General features: G+C 68.9%; 14 protein-coding genes and 1 tRNA gene. 9 read left to right on the forward strand and 6 right to left on the reverse strand.

The window, feature by feature from the left end; translation table 11 throughout:
- The first annotated feature begins 60 nt into the window (after nt 1-60).
- From purS to purL, 3 genes are read left to right on the forward strand one after another with little or no spacing between them, the layout of a single operon-like run.
- Nucleotides 61-324, forward strand: coding sequence for a phosphoribosylformylglycinamidine synthase subunit PurS (purS, locus tag ABT147_RS34200; RefSeq protein WP_351413503.1), 264 nt, complete (start codon nt 61-63; stop codon nt 322-324).
- Nucleotides 321-1,001 carry a phosphoribosylformylglycinamidine synthase subunit PurQ gene (gene purQ, locus ABT147_RS34205; protein ID WP_351413505.1) on the forward strand — a complete coding sequence of 227 codons (681 nt, stop codon included), beginning with the start codon at nt 321-323 and terminating at the stop codon, nt 999-1,001. The genes purS and purQ overlap by 4 nt, the downstream gene beginning before the upstream one ends.
- The gene (gene purL / locus ABT147_RS34210; RefSeq protein ID WP_351413507.1) at nt 998-3,256 is read left to right on the forward strand and encodes a phosphoribosylformylglycinamidine synthase subunit PurL; all 2,259 of its coding nucleotides are present in this window, start codon (nt 998-1,000) and stop codon (nt 3,254-3,256) included. Before purQ ends, purL begins: the two co-directional genes overlap by 4 nt.
- 65 nt (nt 3,257-3,321) lie before the next feature.
- On the opposite strand, the gene ABT147_RS34215 is transcribed toward purL, so the two are convergent.
- On the reverse strand, nt 3,322-3,906 hold the full coding sequence (locus ABT147_RS34215; protein ID WP_351413588.1) for a Uma2 family endonuclease: 585 nt from the start codon (nt 3,904-3,906) through the stop codon (nt 3,322-3,324).
- A 124-nt stretch (nt 3,907-4,030) separates the two neighbouring features.
- Here ABT147_RS34215 and ABT147_RS34220 point away from each other — a divergent pair, with 124 nt between their 5' ends.
- The 4 genes from ABT147_RS34220 to purM all read left to right on the forward strand — a co-directional run bounded on the left by ABT147_RS34220 (nt 4,031) and on the right by purM (nt 8,432).
- A complete protein-coding gene (locus ABT147_RS34220; protein ID WP_351413509.1) occupies nt 4,031-4,828 on the forward strand; it encodes a maleylpyruvate isomerase family mycothiol-dependent enzyme in 798 nt (265 codons plus the stop codon).
- Nucleotides 4,829-4,867: 39 nt separating this feature from the next.
- Complete coding sequence (locus ABT147_RS34225; protein WP_351413511.1) at nt 4,868-5,683, forward strand: META domain-containing protein; 816 nt, start codon at nt 4,868-4,870, stop codon at nt 5,681-5,683.
- Between the two features lie 84 nt (nt 5,684-5,767).
- The gene (gene purF, locus ABT147_RS34230; RefSeq protein ID WP_086747745.1) at nt 5,768-7,294 is read left to right on the forward strand and encodes an amidophosphoribosyltransferase; all 1,527 of its coding nucleotides are present in this window, start codon (nt 5,768-5,770) and stop codon (nt 7,292-7,294) included.
- Between the two features lie 67 nt (nt 7,295-7,361).
- On the forward strand, nt 7,362-8,432 hold the full coding sequence (purM, locus tag ABT147_RS34235) for a phosphoribosylformylglycinamidine cyclo-ligase (protein ID WP_351413513.1): 1,071 nt from the start codon (nt 7,362-7,364) through the stop codon (nt 8,430-8,432).
- Between the two features lie 207 nt (nt 8,433-8,639).
- Here the strand turns inward: purM and ABT147_RS34240 are convergent, their stop codons facing one another.
- Nucleotides 8,640-8,894, reverse strand: a complete 255-nt coding sequence (locus tag ABT147_RS34240; protein ID WP_037726253.1) for a DUF3073 domain-containing protein — start codon at nt 8,892-8,894, stop codon at nt 8,640-8,642.
- 313 nt (nt 8,895-9,207) lie between these two features.
- Nucleotides 9,208-10,299, reverse strand: coding sequence for a Leu/Phe/Val dehydrogenase (locus ABT147_RS34245; protein ID WP_351413515.1), 1,092 nt, complete (start codon nt 10,297-10,299; stop codon nt 9,208-9,210).
- Between the two features lie 223 nt (nt 10,300-10,522).
- On the opposite strand from ABT147_RS34245, the gene ABT147_RS34250 reads away from it, so the two are divergent.
- Nucleotides 10,523-11,365 carry a DUF8083 family protein gene (locus ABT147_RS34250; protein ID WP_351413517.1) on the forward strand — a complete coding sequence of 281 codons (843 nt, stop codon included), beginning with the start codon at nt 10,523-10,525 and terminating at the stop codon, nt 11,363-11,365.
- Nucleotides 11,366-12,041: 676 nt separating this feature from the next.
- A complete protein-coding gene (gene bldC / locus ABT147_RS34255; protein WP_003949541.1) occupies nt 12,042-12,248 on the forward strand; it encodes a developmental transcriptional regulator BldC in 207 nt (68 codons plus the stop codon).
- A gap of 511 nt (nt 12,249-12,759) precedes the next feature.
- On the opposite strand, the gene ABT147_RS34260 is transcribed toward bldC, so the two are convergent.
- From ABT147_RS34260 to hrpA, 3 genes are all read right to left on the reverse strand, one after another.
- Nucleotides 12,760-12,942 carry a DUF6274 family protein gene (locus ABT147_RS34260; RefSeq protein WP_351413519.1) on the reverse strand — a complete coding sequence of 61 codons (183 nt, stop codon included), beginning with the start codon at nt 12,940-12,942 and terminating at the stop codon, nt 12,760-12,762.
- A 405-nt stretch (nt 12,943-13,347) separates the two neighbouring features.
- Nucleotides 13,348-13,422: transfer RNA gene (locus ABT147_RS34265), tRNA-Asp, on the reverse strand.
- A gap of 99 nt (nt 13,423-13,521) precedes the next feature.
- Entirely contained in the window at nt 13,522-17,502 is a 3,981-nt protein-coding gene (gene hrpA / locus ABT147_RS34270) for an ATP-dependent RNA helicase HrpA (RefSeq protein WP_351413521.1), read from the reverse strand.
- Between the last annotated feature and the right edge of the window lie 54 nt (nt 17,503-17,556).

The raw sequence follows: 17,556 nt of genomic DNA on the forward strand, positions 1-17,556 counted from the left end.
GTGCGGGTAGTCTGAAGCCACCTGTAGGAACCTGCTCAGCACCACACACCGGGAGTGCCAGTGGCACGCGTCGTAGTCGACGTCATGCTCAAGCCGGAGATCCTCGACCCCCAGGGCCAGGCGGTGCAGCGCGCGCTGCCGCGTCTCGGTTTCGAGGGCGTCTCCGACGTACGTCAGGGAAAGCGATTCGAACTGGAAGTTGACGGACCGGTGGACGACGCCGCGCTCGCCCGCATCCACGCACTGGCGGAATCCTTCCTCGCCAACACCGTGATCGAGGACTTCACCGTCAAGGTCGAGGAAGTCGCGGAGGCGGGAAAGTGACCGCTCGTATTGGCGTCGTCACCTTTCCCGGCAGTCTCGACGACCGGGACACGCAGCGTGCGATCAGGCTCGCCGGTGCCGAACCCGTCGCTCTCTGGCACAAGGACAAGGACCTCCACCAGGTCGACGCCGTGGTGCTGTGCGGCGGTTTTTCCTACGGTGACTATCTGCGCGCCGGAGCCATCGCGCGCTTCTCGCCGGTGATGGAGACGCTCATCGAGCAGGCGAAGGCCGGACTGCCGGTCCTCGGTATCTGCAACGGCTTTCAGATCCTCACCGAGGCGCACCTCCTGCCGGGCACGATGCTGCGCAACGACCACCTGCACTTCATCTGCCGTGACCAGAAGCTGCGGGTGGAGAACGCCGAGACCGCCTGGACCACCGACTACACGGCCGGCCAGGAGATCCACATCCCGCTGAAGAACAACGACGGCCAGTACGTCGCCGACGCGTACACGCTCGACAAGCTGGAGGCGGAGGGCCGGGTCGCCTTCCGGTACCTCGACTTCAACCCCAACGGCTCCCAGCGGGACATCGCCGGCGTCACCAACGAGGCCGGGAACGTCGTGGGCCTCATGCCGCACCCGGAGCACGCCGTCGAGCCGCTGATCGGCACCGGCCGCACCGACGGCCTCCCCTTCTTCACCTCGATCCTCAAGAAGCTGGTCAACGCATGAGCCGGACGCCTCTGGACACGGTCGAGCACGCGGCCGCGACCCCCGACGTCGAGCTGCCCTGGGCCGAACTGGGCCTGAAGAAGGACGAGTACGAGCGGGTCGTCGAGATCCTCGGCCGCCGGCCCACCGGGGCCGAGCTCGCCATGTACTCCGTCATGTGGTCCGAGCACTGCTCGTACAAGTCCTCGAAGGTCCACCTCCGCCAGTTCGGCGAGAAGGCGCCCCAGTCGGACGCCCTCCTCGTCGGCATCGGCGAGAACGCGGGCGTGGTCGACGTCGGCCAGGGCTACGCGGTCACCTTCAAGGTCGAGTCGCACAACCACCCTTCGTACGTCGAGCCCTACCAGGGCGCGGCCACGGGTGTCGGCGGCATCGTCCGCGACATCATCGCGATGGGCGCCCGCCCGGTCGCCGTCGTCGACCCGCTGCGCTTCGGTGCGGCCGACCACCCCGACACCAAGCGCGTCCTCCCGGGCGTCGTCGCGGGCATCGGCGGCTACGGCAACTGCCTGGGCCTGCCGAACATCGGCGGCGAGGTCGTCTTCGACGCCTGCTACCAGGGCAACCCGCTGGTCAACGCCGGTGCCATCGGTGTCATGCGGCACGAGGACATCCACCTCGCGAAGGCCTCCGGCGCCGGCAACAAGGTCATCCTCTACGGGGCCCGCACGGGCGGCGACGGCATCGGCGGCGCCTCGATCCTGGCGAGCGAGACCTTCGACGACGCCAAGCCGAGCAAGCGCCCGGCGGTCCAGGTCGGCGACCCCTTCCAGGAGAAGCTCCTCATCGAGTGCACCCTGGAGGCCTTCAAGGAGAAGCTGGTCGTCGGCATCCAGGACCTCGGTGCGGCGGGTCTGTCCTGCGCGACGAGCGAGCTGGCGTCCAACGGCTCCGGCGGCATGCGTGTCACCCTGGACGACGTCCCGCTCCGTGACTCGACCCTCTCGCCCGAGGAAATCCTCATGAGCGAGTCGCAGGAACGCATGTGCGCGGTCGTCGAGCCGGAGAAGGTCGACCGCTTCCTCGCGATCTGCGACAAGTGGGATGTCATCGCCACGGTCATCGGCGAGGTCACCGACGGCGACCGCCTGGAGATCTACTGGCACGGCGGCAAGATCGTCGACGTCGACCCGCGCACGGTCGCGCACGACGGCCCGGTCTACGAGCGCCCCTACGCCCGCCCCGAGTGGCAGGACGCGCTCCAGGCGGACGACGCGAACAAGCTGCCGCGCCCGGCGACCGGCGAGGAGCTGCGTGAGCAGGTCCTGGCACTGGTGTCGTCCCCGAACCAGGCCTCGAAGTCCTGGATCACCTCCCAGTACGACCACTTCGTACAGGGCAACACGGTGCTGGCCCAGCCGGAGGACTCCGGCATGATCCGCGTCGACGAGTCGACCGGCCTGGGCGTCGCCATCGCGACGGACGGCAACGGCCGCTACGCCAAGCTGGACCCGTACGCGGGCGCGCAGCTGGCGCTGTCGGAGGCCTACCGGAACGTGGCGACGACCGGCGCCAAGCCCCTCGCCGTCTCCGACTGCCTGAACTTCGGCTCGCCCGAGGACCCGGCGGTCATGTGGCAGTTCGCGGAGGCCGTACGCGGTCTGGCGGACGCCTGCCAGCAGCTGGGCACCCCGGTGACCGGCGGCAATGTCTCGCTCTACAACCAGACGGGCGAGGTGGCGATCCACCCGACGCCGGTGGTGGCCGTTCTCGGAGTGATCGACGATGTCGCGCGCCGCACCCCGGTCGCCTTCCAGGAAGAGGGTCAGCTCCTCTACCTGCTCGGCGACACCCGTGAGGAGTTCGGCGGTTCGGCCTGGTCCCAGGTCGTCCACGACCACCTCGGCGGACTGCCGCCGGCCGTGGACCTGGAGCGCGAGCGCCTGCTCGCCGAGATCCTGATCTCCGCCTCCCGCGACGGCATGATCGACTCCGCGCACGACCTCTCCGACGGCGGCCTGATCCAGGCGGTCGTCGAGTCGGCCCTGCTCGGCGGCAAGGGCGCCCGCCTGATCGTCCCCGACGGTCTGGACGCGTTCACCTTCCTCCTCTCGGAGTCGGCCGGCCGCGCCGTCGTGGCCGTCCCCCGCTCCGAGGAACTCCGCTTCAACGACATGTGCGGCGCCCGGGGCCTCCCGGCCACCCGCATCGGTGTCGTGGACGGTGACTCGGTGGAGATCCAGGGCGAGTTCACGCTCCCCCTGGAGGAGCTGCGCACCGCGCACGAGGCCACGATTCCGGCGCTGCTGGCGTAGTCGGTACGACGGTGAAGGACCCGCCCGGATGGTCTTCGGGGCGGGTCCTTTTTCGGCTGTTTCGTTCAGCGGACGTAGTTCTTGAGGATCTCTGTGTCCAGTTCGATGTCCATCGGGCCCGGGATGCGGACCTTCTCGCCGAACTTCGCGGTGTGGATGTCGCGGTAGCCGCCGACCTGTCGGTCCGGGTTGCTGTGCACGGTGACCGTGCAGGAGTCTCGGTCGATCAAGAGGTACAGGGGGATTCCAGCCTGGCCGTACGCGGTCGGCATCTCGTGCCGGTCCCGCCGGTCGGTGTCCGAGTCGTACGAGGTGACCTCCACGACCATGAGCGCGCCGTCAGGGTCGGCCCACTCACCATGTCCTGCGAAGTGGGCCTCGGGTGCAAGCACCGCATCCGGTTTCGCCCTTCCCTCCCGATAGGCCTCCACCCGGAGCCCTTGGCCGTACGTCAGGTCCAGGTCGGGCCTGGACTGCATGCAGCGCCGGGCCAGCCAGGAGACGATGACGTTGTGGTCTCCGTCTGCCGCCTTCTTGACTCCGATCCGTCCGTTGATGAACTCCAACGTGACGGTCTCGGGAGCGGAGGAGGCGATCGTTTCGAACTCCACCACCGACATCTGAGACGTGCGCTCGGCCATAACCGTGATGTTGCCCCCCTTTCCAGGCGAAGGCCAGTATCGCCAGTGGGCGTCGGAGCGGGGCGTACTTCGCCTTCGATCACACCTTCGGGTGACTTCCTCCACCGCCCCCGCCCTCCCCTAGGCTCACCCCATGCCGCCCGCCAGGAAACGCCCTCGCGCCTACGACCCCGCCAAGACGCGCACCGCCGTCCTGGCCCAGTTCGGGAACGTACGGGAGGCCGTGGGCACCCTCGGCGAGGACCGGCTCGCTCTGCCCACGCGGCTCGGGGAGTGGACCGTACGGGACCTGGCCGCGCACCTCACGATGGCCGTGGAGAGCGTCAGCCGGGCCCTGGAGAGGCCTGAGCCTCCGAAGGCCGAGCTGAATCCCCTCGACTACGCCTCCGCGACGGCCGCTTTCGCCGGTGCCATCGCCGAGGGAAGCCACAGCCTGGCCGAGGCCGACCCCGATGTCAGCGCCCTCTTCGCCCGGGTCGGGGAGCGGATCACCGACGCCCTCGCCGCCGCACCCCATGGCCGGGTCGTCGACACCCGCGCCGGCGGCATGCTGCTCGACGACTACCTCCTCACCCGCACCATCGAACTCGTCGTGCACACCGACGACCTGAACGCCGCCGTCCCCGGTCTCGACGTCCCGTACGACCGGCACGCCCTCGCCACCTGTGTCCGGCTGCTCGCCGACACGCTCGCCGCGCGGGCGCCCGGTGGCTCGACGGAGGTGCGGATCCCGCCGTACGCGGTCGTGCAGTGCGTGGAGGGGCCCCGGCACACCCGGGGCACCCCGCCGAACGTCGTGGAGACGGACCCGCTGACCTGGATCCGCCTCGCGACCGGCCGCCTGGAGTGGGCCGCCGCCCTGGACGAGGCCAAGGTCAGGGCGAGCGGGGAGCGGGCCGATCTGAGCGGGCTGCTGCCGCTGATGAGCTGAGGTCGGGAACCACCCACTCACCTCACCCGTCACACCGCCATGGACAAGCGACTGACCCTCACGGCCCTGGCCCTTCTCCCGCTCCCGCTGCTCGCGGCCTGCGGCTCCGAGTCGGCCGGCGACTCCGGCAGCGGCAATGTCGGCTCGACCGCCCCGAAGTCCTCGGTCACCGGTGTCCGCTGGAAAGTGGACAGCCTCACCGTCGGCGACAAGACCGAACAGGCCCCCGACGGCGCCTGGCTCAAGATCGCCGACAACGGTCAGGTCGACGGCAACTACGGCTGCAACACCTTCGGCTCGACCGCCGCCTTCAAGGACGACGGCATCGACTTCGAGACCGCCCGGTCCACCGAGATGGCCTGCGGCGACGCCCCGATGAAGTTCGAGAAGAGCTTCGCCCGCGCCCTCGACGCCGAGAAGTTCACGGCCGAGACCACGGACGGCGGACTCACCCTCACCACGGGCGACGGCGACACCGTGAAGCTGACCGAGGAGAAGCCCGCCGAGCTGTACGGCACGAAGTGGCTGATCGACTCCCTCACGGACCACGACACCGCCACCTCGCTCCCCGAGGCCGTCCAGGGCAAGGCCTGGTTCACCCTCGACAAGAAGGCGGGCACGCTGAGCGGAAGCGTCGGCTGCAACGACATCTCCGCGAAGGCGACGGTGAGCGAGGACCGGATCACCCTCGGCAATCCGCGGACCACCCGCAAGATGTGCTCCGACTCACTCATGGCCGCCGAGCGGGGCCTCCTGGAGCTCTTCAAGGGCACGGTGGAATATCAGATCGATCACCGCAGTATCACGCTGACCAGCGAAAACAACGCGGGCATCGGCGCGGTCGCCGACAAGTGACGTGCGAAGGGCCGCAGTCGGGAACCGGGGTGGGTGAGATCATCGGATTCGGACCGGTGCGCGATCTCGCCTACACTCGGTGGCGTGCCACGTGGTGACGGACGACTCAACCACGACCTTCTCCCCGGCGAGAAAGGCCCCCAGGACGCGTGTGGCGTCTTCGGTGTCTGGGCCCCGGGTGAAGAGGTCGCCAAGCTCACGTACTTCGGGCTGTACGCCCTCCAGCATCGGGGCCAGGAATCCGCGGGTATCGCGGTCAGCAACGGCTCCCAGATCCTCGTCTTCAAGGACATGGGCCTCGTTTCCCAGGTCTTCGACGAGACCTCGCTCGGTTCGCTCCAGGGTCACATCGCGGTCGGTCACGCCCGCTACTCGACCACCGGCGCCTCCGTGTGGGAGAACGCCCAGCCCACCTTCCGTGCCACCGCGCACGGCTCCATCGCGCTCGGCCACAACGGCAACCTGGTCAACACGGCCCAGCTCGCCGAGATGGTCGCCGACCTGCCCAAGCAGGAGGGCCGTACGCCGCGTGTGGCGGCCACCAACGACACCGACCTGCTCACCGCGCTCCTCGCGGCCCAGGTCGACGAGGACGGCAAACCGCTGACCATCGAGGAGGCCGCCCACACGGTCCTCCCGCAGGTCCTCGGCGCCTTCTCCCTCGTCTTCATGAACGAGCACACCCTCTACGCGGCGCGTGACCCGCAGGGCATCCGCCCGCTGGTCCTCGGCCGGCTGGAGCGCGGCTGGGTCGTCGCCTCCGAGTCCGCCGCCCTCGACATCTGCGGTGCCGCCTACGTCCGCGAGATCGAGCCGGGCGAGTTCATCGCCATCGACGAGAACGGTCTGCGCAGCTCCCGCTTCGCGGAAGCGAAGCCCAAGGGCTGTGTCTTCGAGTACGTGTACCTGGCCCGCCCGGACACCGACATCGCCGGCCGGAACGTGTACCTCTCCCGGGTGGAGATGGGCCGCAAACTGGCCAAGGAAGCCCCCGTCGAGGCCGACCTGGTCATAGCGACCCCGGAGTCCGGCACCCCGGCCGCCATCGGCTACGCGGAGGCCTCGGGCATCCCGTTCGGTGCGGGTCTGGTGAAGAACGCGTACGTCGGACGTACGTTCATCCAGCCCTCCCAGACGATTCGCCAGCTCGGCATCCGTCTGAAGCTGAATCCGCTCAAGGAAGTCATCAAGGGCAAGCGCCTGGTGGTCGTCGACGACTCGATCGTCCGCGGCAACACCCAGCGCGCCCTGGTCCGGATGCTCCGCGAGGCGGGCGCGGCCGAGGTCCACATCCGGATCTCCTCGCCGCCCGTGAAGTGGCCCTGCTTCTTCGGCATCGACTTCGCCACCCGCGCCGAGCTCATCGCCAACGGCATGACCATCGACGAGATCGGCACCTCCCTGGGCGCCGACTCCCTCTCGTACATCTCCCTCGAAGGCATGATCGAGGCGACCACCATCGCCAAGCCGAACCTCTGCCGTGCCTGCTTCGACGGCGAGTACCCGATGGATCTGCCGGACCCCGAGCTGCTCGGCAAGCGGCTCCTGGAGACCGAGCTGGCGGCAGGTCCCGCCGCCACGGCCGCGGCCGACGCGATCCGTCGCCCGTAAGACTGCCCGTAGACAGCCGGTAACACCTGCTTACCTGCCGCAGTACGACACGAAAGTTCTCACCGTCATGTCTGAGACAACTGGTGCCAGCTACGCAGCCGCGGGCGTCGACATCGAGGCGGGCGACCGCGCCGTAGAGCTGATGAAGGAGTGGGTGAAGAAGACGCAGCGCCCCGAGGTCCTCGGCGGCCTCGGCGGCTTCGCCGGTCTCTTCGACGCCTCCGCCCTCAAGCGCTACGAGCGCCCGCTGCTCGCCTCCGCCACGGACGGCGTCGGCACGAAGGTCGACATCGCCCGGCAGCTCGGTGTGTACGACACCATCGGCCACGACCTGGTCGCGATGGTGATGGACGACATCGTGGTGTGCGGCGCCGAACCGCTGTTCATGACCGACTACATCTGCGTCGGCAAGGTCCACCCCGAGCGGGTCGCCGCCATCGTCAAGGGCATCGCCGAGGGCTGTGTCCTCGCCGGCTGCGCCCTCGTCGGCGGCGAGACCGCCGAACACCCCGGCCTCCTCGGCCCGGACGACTTCGACGTCGCCGGCGCCGGCACCGGTGTGGTCGAGGCGGAGAACCTGCTCGGCCCGGATCGTATCCGTACGGGTGACGCGGTGATCGCCATGGCGGCCTCCGGCCTTCACTCGAACGGGTACTCGCTCGTCCGGCACGTCCTCCTCAACCAGGCGGGACTCTCACTGGACGCCGAGATCGCCGAACTCGGCCGCACCCTCGGCGCGGAGCTCCTGGAGCCCACCAAGATCTACTCGCTGGACTGTCTGGCCCTCACCCGCACCACCGAGGTCCACGCCTTCAGCCACGTCACGGGCGGCGGCCTCGCGGCCAACCTGGCCCGCGTGATCCCCGACACCCTCCACGCCACGGTCGACCGCTCCACCTGGACCCCGGCCCCGATCTTCGACCTCGTCGGGAAGACGGGCCAGGTCGAGCGCCTGGAGCTGGAGAAGACCCTGAACATGGGCGTGGGCATGATCGCCATCGTCCCCCAGGAGTCCGCCGACGTGGCCCTGACAACCCTGGCGGACCGCGGCGTCGAAGCCTGGGTGGCAGGCGAAATCACGCCCCGAGCCGACCACACGACAGGCGCGAACCTGGTGGCCGACTACGCGCGAGGCTGAACAACGAACACGCCCCTAGGGGGCAGGCCGAAGGCCGCCCCCCGAGGGGCGCGGGGAACTGCGCGAGCAACCACGACGCACCCGCACCCGCCGAATCACCGTGGGACCCGAGCTATCAGGCGTCCCCGCCCCAAGCGGAGCGAAACCGCACAAAACCCGGTCCGACGGGGAACCCCCCTCGGACCGGGCAAGCGCGGCGAAACGGCGTCAAGCTCCGCGACGATGCGACGCGGGACCGGACTCGTCGTCCTCGTCCTCGTCGTCGTCGTTGTAGAGATCCGCGTACTGGGAGTACGGGTCGTCGTCGTCTTCGTCATCTTCGAACGGCTCGCCATTCGGCGGCTGGCTCGAAGTCGAAGCGCCCAGCTCATTGGCCAGACGCGACAGGTCAGTCCCGCCGCTGCTGTACTTCAGCTGGCGGGCGACCTTCGTCTGCTTGGCCTTTGCCCGGCCGCGCCCCATGGCTCGACCCCCTCGGATACGGGGCTCGGTGGCCCCAGAGTCTTGACACGCGTTCATGATCTGGAACGGACTCTCCGCAGAGAGACCGGTCCGTAGGGCTTCCACGGTACCTGAGCCCACGCCCATACGGTACGTCGCCCGCAGGACGTGCCCGTGCCCAGAACCTGCGAGGAGCCCTTTCCTCGCTGGTCAACGGTGATTTTAACCGTTTCTGGGCGGGCGACCCGCCGACGGAAGTGAGAGTTCTCTCTAAAGCCGCCGACGGGTACCGGCCGACGTCGCACGCAGGCCGTGCGACGCCCCCGGCGGAGCCTCAGAGGCGGCGGCCCGCGCCCGCCTCGTGCATCCGCTGTTCGGCGATCCGGTCGGCCGCGGCAGCCGGCGGAATACCATCCGTCTTCGCACGTGCGAAGATCGACAGTGTGGTGTCGAAGATCTTCGCGGCCTTCGCCCTGCACCGCTCGAAGTCGAAGCCGTGCAACTCGTCGGCGACCTGGATGACCCCGCCCGCGTTCACCACGTAGTCCGGCGCGTAGAGGATCCCCGCGTCGGCGAGGTCCTTCTCGACACCGGGGTGCGCGAGCTGGTTGTTGGCCGCGCCGCACACCACCTTGGCGGTGAGGACGGGCACGGAGTCGTCGTCGAGCGCCCCGCCGAGCGCGCAGGGGGCGTAGATGTCCAGGTCCTCGACCCGGATCAGGCGGTCGGTGTCCGCGACCACGCCCACGTCCGGGTGCCTGTCCGCGATCCGCCGCACGGCGTCCTGCCGCACGTCCGTGATCACGACCCGGGCGCCCTCGTCCAGCAGATGCTCCACCAGGTGGTGCCCCACCTTGCCGACGCCGGCGATGCCGACCGTACGGCCGCGCAGCGACGGATCGCCCCAGAGGTGCTGGGCGGAGGCCCGCATGCCCTGGTAGACGCCGAAGGCGGTCAGGACGGAGGAGTCGCCGGCGCCGCCGTTCTCGGGGGAGCGGCCCGTCGTCCAGCGGCACTCGCGGGCCACGACGTCCATGTCGGCGACATACGTGCCGACGTCGCACGCGGTGACGTACCGGCCGCCCAGCGAGGCCACGAACCGTCCGTAGGCGAGCAGCAGCTCCTCGCTCTTGATCCGGTCGGGGTCGCCGATGATCACGGCCTTGCCGCCGCCGTGGTCGAGTCCGGCCATGGCGTTCTTGTACGACATGCCGCGCGCGAGGTTCAGGGCGTCGGCGACGGCCTCGGCCTCGGTCGCGTACGGGTAGAAGCGCGTGCCGCCGAGAGCGGGGCCGAGCGCGGTGGAGTGGATGGCGATGACGGCCTTGAGGCCGCTGGCCCGGTCCTGGCAGAGCACGACTTGCTCGTGACCGCCCTGGTCCGACTGGAACAGGGAGTGCAGGACGCCGTCAGATACATCGGTCACGGTGGTGACTCCTGGGTAAGAAGCGGCGGTGGCTGACAGGTCCCCGTACGGGTGGCGGGGTCTGTGAGCATGAGATTAGAGCCTGCGCCCGCCGTACAGCGGCGCAGCCTCAGGATCACCCCACTCCTGGAGTACGGACGTGGTGCGATCCGCACAGTTTTCCGGCCCGCCCGTGTGCGGGTTCGGCAGGTTTCCCCGGTGGCAGCCGGGGGAGGGAGCAGGCGTGCCCAAGGTGTCCTCGGTGATCGTCCCGTACGCGTCCTACCTCCGCGTGTACGAGCCGCTGGCGGCCTTCCCCGAGCCGGAGCGCGGCCACTGGGCCCGGTACGCCCGGCGCACCGACCGGCCCTCGTACCAGGACGAGCTGCGCCGTTCGCTGGCCGATCTGCTGCCGACCCCGCCCGTCCCGGTGCCGGTGCACGAGAGCGGCGACGCCTTCGTGCTGGATGTCGACGGGGTGGTCTGCGTCTGTCCCTGGCGGACCCGGCTGCGCGGCTGGCAGGCGCTCGGCGATCTCGCCGAGGAGCTGCCCGCCCCGGTCCTGGACGCGGTGCTGCCGCCGCTGGTGCGCCACCAGGCGAGCCAGGACTACGAGCGCTGGATGGCCGGCAACCCCGACGCCCGGCCGTGGATCCGCACCGCGACCTGGCAGGTGCCGCTGAACTGGTTCGTCCTCGTCTCGGACGAGGAGCGGACGTACGAGAAGGGTTCTGGCGAGAACTCGCCGGTGCTTCGCTATCGCACTCCCATGGTGCAGGCCCGGCGGCGGGTGGCGCGGGGGCTGCGGGCCCTGCGGGACGCCATCGACGAGGGGCCGCTCATCGACGGTCTGATCGACGTGGGCCGCTGGCTGGAGGAGTTCCACCCGCGCTCGCTCGTCGAGCTGGACTACGGCGGCCTGGTGCACGTGCTGCCGGCCGCCGAGCTGGACGGCGACCACTCCGCCGCCGATGTCGCCGAGGGCATCGAGGCCCTGCGCGGTGGGGACGGCCTTGTCGCCGGGGAGGCGTACGGGCGGCTGGTGGAGCGCTGGCGGGCCGTCCGGGACCGGCGCTCGGCGAACTGAACCGGGCGGCTCCGCGAGCGGAACCGGACGCCTGACGGGCAGACCAGGACGCTCGGCGAGCAGAAACGGTCCGAACCGGTTGAACCGACTCAACCTCTCAGCCGTACTTGTGACTTGTGAGGCCAGAGGGAAAAGGCTTTCCATAAAAGCCGAAGCATGGTGAACTGTCCACTCTTGGCCCAGGCCTGACGCACCGAAGTTTCACAGGGACGTCATCCTGGGACGTAGGTCCCCGATCCGGGCTTTTGTGTCAAGCAGGCGCCAAGCGTGACGGATTGCACTTACGCGGGCCTTGCCTCTTACGCACCTCCTCGTGTCAAAATAGGACAAGGAGCCCGGGGGAGGCTCCCTCTGCCCACGTATGGGTGGAATCTCAGCATTGCACGCTATTGGGGGGTCTCGTGACTCCTGCACGCCACTGTGACTGATCGTCACAGTGGCGTGACTGTCCGCTATGGCATGGTCCATCGGCATCCGTCGCTGATGAACACCTGGGAGGGCAATTCCATCGGTTTGGCCGACGCGGCTGGACAGATGGTGTAGTTGTAGTGCCGAGGACAAGCCGTTCGTCCTATAACCGACTCGACTCGCGTCCGCCATTTCGGGCAACGCGGGTCAAGGTGCAGAATTTAGAGGAAAGAACCGAGAAGGTTCGGTTCTCCCGAGGAGGCCGCTCATGACCGCTCGCACCCCTGATGCCGAGCCGCTGCTGACCCCGGCTGAGGTCGCCACCATGTTCCGCGTCGACCCCAAGACGGTCACGCGGTGGGCGAAGGCCGGCAAGCTCACGTCCATCCGTACGCTCGGCGGACACCGCCGTTACCGCGAGGCTGAGGTCCGCGCACTGCTCGCGGGTATTCCGCAGCAGCGCAGCGAGGCCTGAACCATCGCCTAACAGGGCATATCGGCTGGTCCCCCAATCGGCCGGGAGCCTGAAAGCACCGCTCAAGCAGCTTCGAGCGACGCGGGTTCTGCCCCAACAGATCCCACGCCCGAGCCATACAAAGCTTTTCCCGGAGGCCCAGGCCTTCTGGACATCGTCAGGCAAGCAACACGGGTGCGTCGTAGATCGCGCTGGACTCCGCCGGGTCCAGCGCGATCTTTTTTGTGCGCGGGACCAGGGGTTTCCGGTCCGGACCCGACCGGTTGTGCGCGGCCTTGTCGGACTCTGGGGAGGGCTGTCGGATCTCCTGTGCAGGGCCTCGGGGGCTGGTGCAATTGCACATATTAAATTGACTAGTTGTAGGGGACCTGTAAGCACCGGCGTTCTGAAAACTCGTACGGTGACACCCGTCACATGCCGGGATCCTTGTTGCCCGAGCGGCATCTGCGGTAATGGGGGCGGGAGTTGAACGAGGCACGCCCCGTCGAGTGTCTTCCCTGAGGGGCGCGTCTCACGCCTTGGAGGGCGTCTCGTCCTCCGCGGGCCCCTCGACGCCGTCCTCGCCGGGCTCCGTCGCCAGCCGCAGCAGTCGGTGGCAGATCGGGCAGTGGCGGGTGAGATGGCGGTACGAGGAGGCGGCCGACAGATGGGCGCGGAGCAGTGCGCGGGTCTCATGCCGAGCGGACGCCGCCATACGCCACCTCCGGGGGTCACTGGGCCCTGAATCTGAGGTACCGGCGGAATGTGACCCCGTCAAGCCCCACCGCGCCGCTGGGAGACGGGTGGGGTGACGGGGGCTGAGGTGGTGTTCGAGGGGTGCACCAGGCCGACGCCCTCGGTGGCCCCGGGGAGGCCGCAGGCTCTCCCCGGGCCACCAAGGGGCGCGGGGAACTGCGCGACCAGCCACCAGCGACCCGCACCCGCCGAACAACCCCGACATCCCGAGCTCTTGGGCGATCCGGGCGGAGCAAGCCGGCGGGGTCGAAGGGGCGCGGCCCCTGGAGGACGGGAAGGGTAGGGGCGGCGGGGGCGAAAGAACCCGGCGGGCCCACGACGGCAAGAAGGCCCGCATCCTTACCGGATGCGGGCCTTCATCATGCGGTCCTGACGGGATTTGAACCCGCGGCCTCCACCTTGACAGGGTGGCGAGCACTCCAAACTGCTCCACAGGACCAGGTTTCGCAGTCCGCGCCTTGTCGCCGCGCTGGCCTGCGAGAAGAGACTGTACAGGAGCGGGACCCCCCGGTCGAACTCACCCTGCGTACAGGCACCGTTACGGCGCCGCCGCGTCGATCGCCTTCACGATCCGCTTGTCGGAGACGGGGTAGGCCGTGCCCAGAGCATGGGCGAAGTAGCTGACCCGCAGCTCCTCGATCATCCAGCGGATCTCCAGCACGGAGGAGGGCACGGGCCGCCCCTGCGGCAGCTGTTCCAGCAGCCAGGCGTACTCGTCCCGCATCTCGTGCACCTTCTCCATGCGGGCCGTGTCCCGCTGCACCCCGGTCGGCATCTGCTGCAGGCGCCGGTCGGCCGCCACCAGATACCGCATCAGGTCCGGCAGCCGCCGCAGCCCCGCCTCCGTGACGAAGCCGGGCTTCACGAGGGCGTCCAGCTGACCCCGTACGTCCGCGAGATTGGCGAGGAGGACCGGACTGCGGGTGGACTTCAGACGGCGCTCACAGGCCTGCCAGGCGGCCAGCACCTGCTGCACCTGGCCGACCGTGCGGACCGTCGTGTCGACGATCTCCGCGCGCACCTTGTCGTACAGCTTGCGGTACGACGACTCGTCCCAGGCCGGCCCGCCGAAGTCGGCGATCAGCTTGTCGGCGGCCGCCATCGCGCAGTCGTCGAACAGGGCCTGGATCGAACCGTGCGGATTCGCGGACAGCGCCAACTTCTGTGCGTTGGTGAGCTTTTCGCTCGCGAACTTCGCAGGGTTGACCGGAATGTTGCGGAGGATGAGCCTTCGGGTGCCCTTCCACATCGCCTCCGTCTGTTCCGCCTCCGTGTCGAAGAGGCGTACGGAGACGGTGTTCGCCGTCGGGCCGTCGTCGACGAGCGCCGGATACGCCTTCACCGGCTGCCCGGCCCGGCGGGTCTCGAAGACACGGGTGAGCGAGCCGATCGTCCAGTCGGTCAGGCCCTTGCGCTCCAGGGACTCGCCGCCCTGCCGCTCGGCGGTGGCCGCGGCCGCCTGGGAGAGGGCCTGGCGCGCCTTCGGCTTCAGCTGGAGCCGCAGCGACTCCAGGTCCTTGTCCTCGGCCACCTTCCGGCGCCGTTCGTCGACGATCCGGAAGGTAATCTTCAGATGGTCGGGAACCCGGGCCCAGTCGAAGTCCTCGGGTGTCACCGGTACGCCCACCATGCGCTTCAGCTCGCGGGCCATCGTCACCGGCAGCGGCTCCTGGAGGGGGACCGCCCGGTCGAGGAAGCGCTGTGCGAAGTTCGGCGCCGGGACGTAGTTCCTGCGGATCGGCTTCGGGAGGGAACGGATCAGTTCCGTCACGACCTGCTCCCGCAGGCCGGGGATCTGCCAGTCGAAGCCCTCGTCCGTGACCTGGTTGAGGACCTGGAGGGGGATGTGGACGGTCACGCCGTCCGCGTCGGCGCCCGGCTCGAACTGGTAGGTGACACGGAACTTGAGCTGTCCCTGCCGCCAGGAGTCCGGGTAGTCGGCCTTGGTGACCGCCTCCGCCGACTCCCGGATGAGCATCTCCCGCTCGAAGTCCAGGAAGTCGGGCTGTTCATGGCGCTTGTGCTTCCACCAGGAGTCGAAGTGGGCGCCGGAGACGACATGCTCGGGGACCCGCTGGTCGTAGAAGTCGAAGAGCGTGTCGTCGTCGACCACGATGTCCCGGCGCCGGGCCCGGTGCTCCAGCTCCTCGACCTCGCTGAGGAGCTTGCGGTTGTCGGCGAAGAACTTGTGGTGCGTCCGCCAGTCGCCCTCGACGAGCGCGTTGCGGATGAAGAGCTCGCGGCTGGTCTCCGCGTCGATCCGGCCGTAGTTGATCTTCCGCTGGGCGACGATCGGTACGCCGTACAGCGTCACCTTCTCGTACGCCATCACGGCCGCCTGGTCCTTCTCCCAGTGCGGTTCGCTGTACGTCCGCTTGAGGAGGTGCTCGGCGAGCGGCTCGACCCACTCGGGCTCGATCTTCGCGTTGACGCGGGCCCAGAGGCGGCTGGTCTCCACCAGCTCGGCCGACATCACGAAGCGCGGGGGCTTCTTGAAGAGGGCCGAGCCCGGGAAGATCGCGAACTTGGCGTTCCGGGCGCCCAGATACTCGTTCTTCCCCGAGCTTCTCCCGCCCTCCGCCGCCCCGGCGTCCTTCACGTCCTTCATGCCGATATGGGAGAGCAGACCGGCGAGGAGCGAGAGGTGGACGTGCTGTTCGGGGGCGTCGTCCTCGTTGAGATGGATGTCCATCTGCTTGGCGACCGTGCGGAGTTGGCTGTAGATGTCCTGCCATTCGCGGATCCGCAGGAAGTTCAGGTACTCCTGCTTGCACATCCGGCGGAAGGACGACGAGCCGCGTTCCTTCTGCTGCTCGCGGACGTACCGCCAGAGGTTGAGATAGGCGAGGAAGTCGCTGGTCTCGTCCTTGAAGCGGGCGTGCTGCTGGTCCGCCTGGGCCTGCTTGTCGGCGGGGCGTTCGCGTGGGTCCTGGATGGACAGCGCGGCGGCGATCACCATGACCTCGCGGGCGCAGCCGTTCTTGTCGGCCTCGACGACCATGCGGGCCAGCCGCGGGTCGACGGGCAGCTGGGCGAGCTTGCGGCCCATCGGGGTCAGCCGCTTGCGTACGTCCTTCTGCGCCGCGTCGAGCGCGCCGAGCTCCTGGAGGAGCTGGACGCCGTCCCGGATGTTGCGGTGGTCCGGCGGGTCGATGAAGGGGAACTTCTCGATGTCGCCGAGGCCGGCCGCGGTCATCTGCAGGATGACGCTCGCCAGGTTCGTCCGGAGGATCTCCGCGTCCGTGAACTCCGGGCGGGCCTCGAAGTCGTCCTCGTCGTACAGACGGATGCAGATGCCGTCCGACGTACGGCCGCAGCGGCCCTTGCGCTGGTTGGCGCTGGCCTGGGAGATCGCCTCGATCGGGAGGCGCTGGACCTTGGTGCGGTGGCTGTAGCGGCTGATGCGGGCGAAGCCCGGGTCGATGACGTACTTGATGCCGGGGACCGTGAGGGAGGTCTCGGCGACGTTCGTGGCCAGAACGATCCTGCGGCCGGTGTGCGGCTGGAAGACCCGGTGTTGCTCGGCGTGCGAGAGCCGGGCGTAGAGGGGCAGGACCTCCGTGAACCGGTAGTTCTTCTTGATCAGCGCGTCGGCGGTGTCGCGGATCTCCCGCTCCCCGGAGAGGAAGACGAGGATGTCGCCCTTGCCCTCCCCCTGAAGTTCCTCGACGGCGTCGCAGATCGCGGTGATCTGGTCCCGGTCGGCGTCGTCGCCGTCCTCCTCCAGGAGCGGGCGGTAGCGCACCTCGACCGGGTACGTACGGCCGCTGACCTCGACGATCGGCGCGTCACCGAAGTGGCGGGAGAAGCGCTCGGGATCGATGGTCGCGGAGGTGATGACGACCTTGAGGTCGGGACGCTTGGGCAGCAGCTGGGCGAGATAGCCCAGCAGGAAGTCGATGTTGAGGGACCGCTCGTGGGCCTCGTCGATGATGATCGTGTCGTAGGCGCGCAGCTCGCGGTCCGTCTGGATCTCGGCGAGCAGGATGCCGTCCGTCATCAGCTTGACGAAGGTGGCGTCCGGGTTGACCTGGTCGGTGAAGCGCACCTTCCAGCCCACGGCCTCACCGAGCGGGGTCCGCAGCTCCTCCGCCACGCGCTCGGCGACCGTCCGGGCGGCGATACGACGGGGCTGGGTGTGCCCGATCATGCCGCGCACGCCACGCCCCAGCTCCATACAGATCTTGGGGATCTGCGTCGTCTTTCCGGAGCCGGTCTCGCCCGCGACGATGACGACCTGGTGATCGCGGATGGCCGCCGCGATGTCGTCCTTCTTCTGGCTGACGGGCAACTGCTCGGGGTACGAGACGGCCGGCACGCGCGCGGCGCGTTCGGCCATGCGGGACGCGCCCTTGGTGACCTCCGCCTCGATCTCGGCGAGCACGGCGGCCCGGGCCTCGGGCTTACGGATCTTGCGCGCGCCTTCGAGCCTGCGTCCGAGCCGGTGCGCGTCGCGCAGGGACAGCTCGGCCAGACGGGGGGCGAGGGCGCCGAAGGCGGGGGCAGGTGGCGTAGACATACGGAACCCAGGATCTCACCTCGACGAAACGAGGGGCGAACGCTTTTGCGTCCG

The sequence above is a fragment of the Streptomyces sp. NPDC001868 genome (assembly GCF_040297125.1).
Classification (GTDB): domain Bacteria; phylum Actinomycetota; class Actinomycetes; order Streptomycetales; family Streptomycetaceae; genus Streptomyces.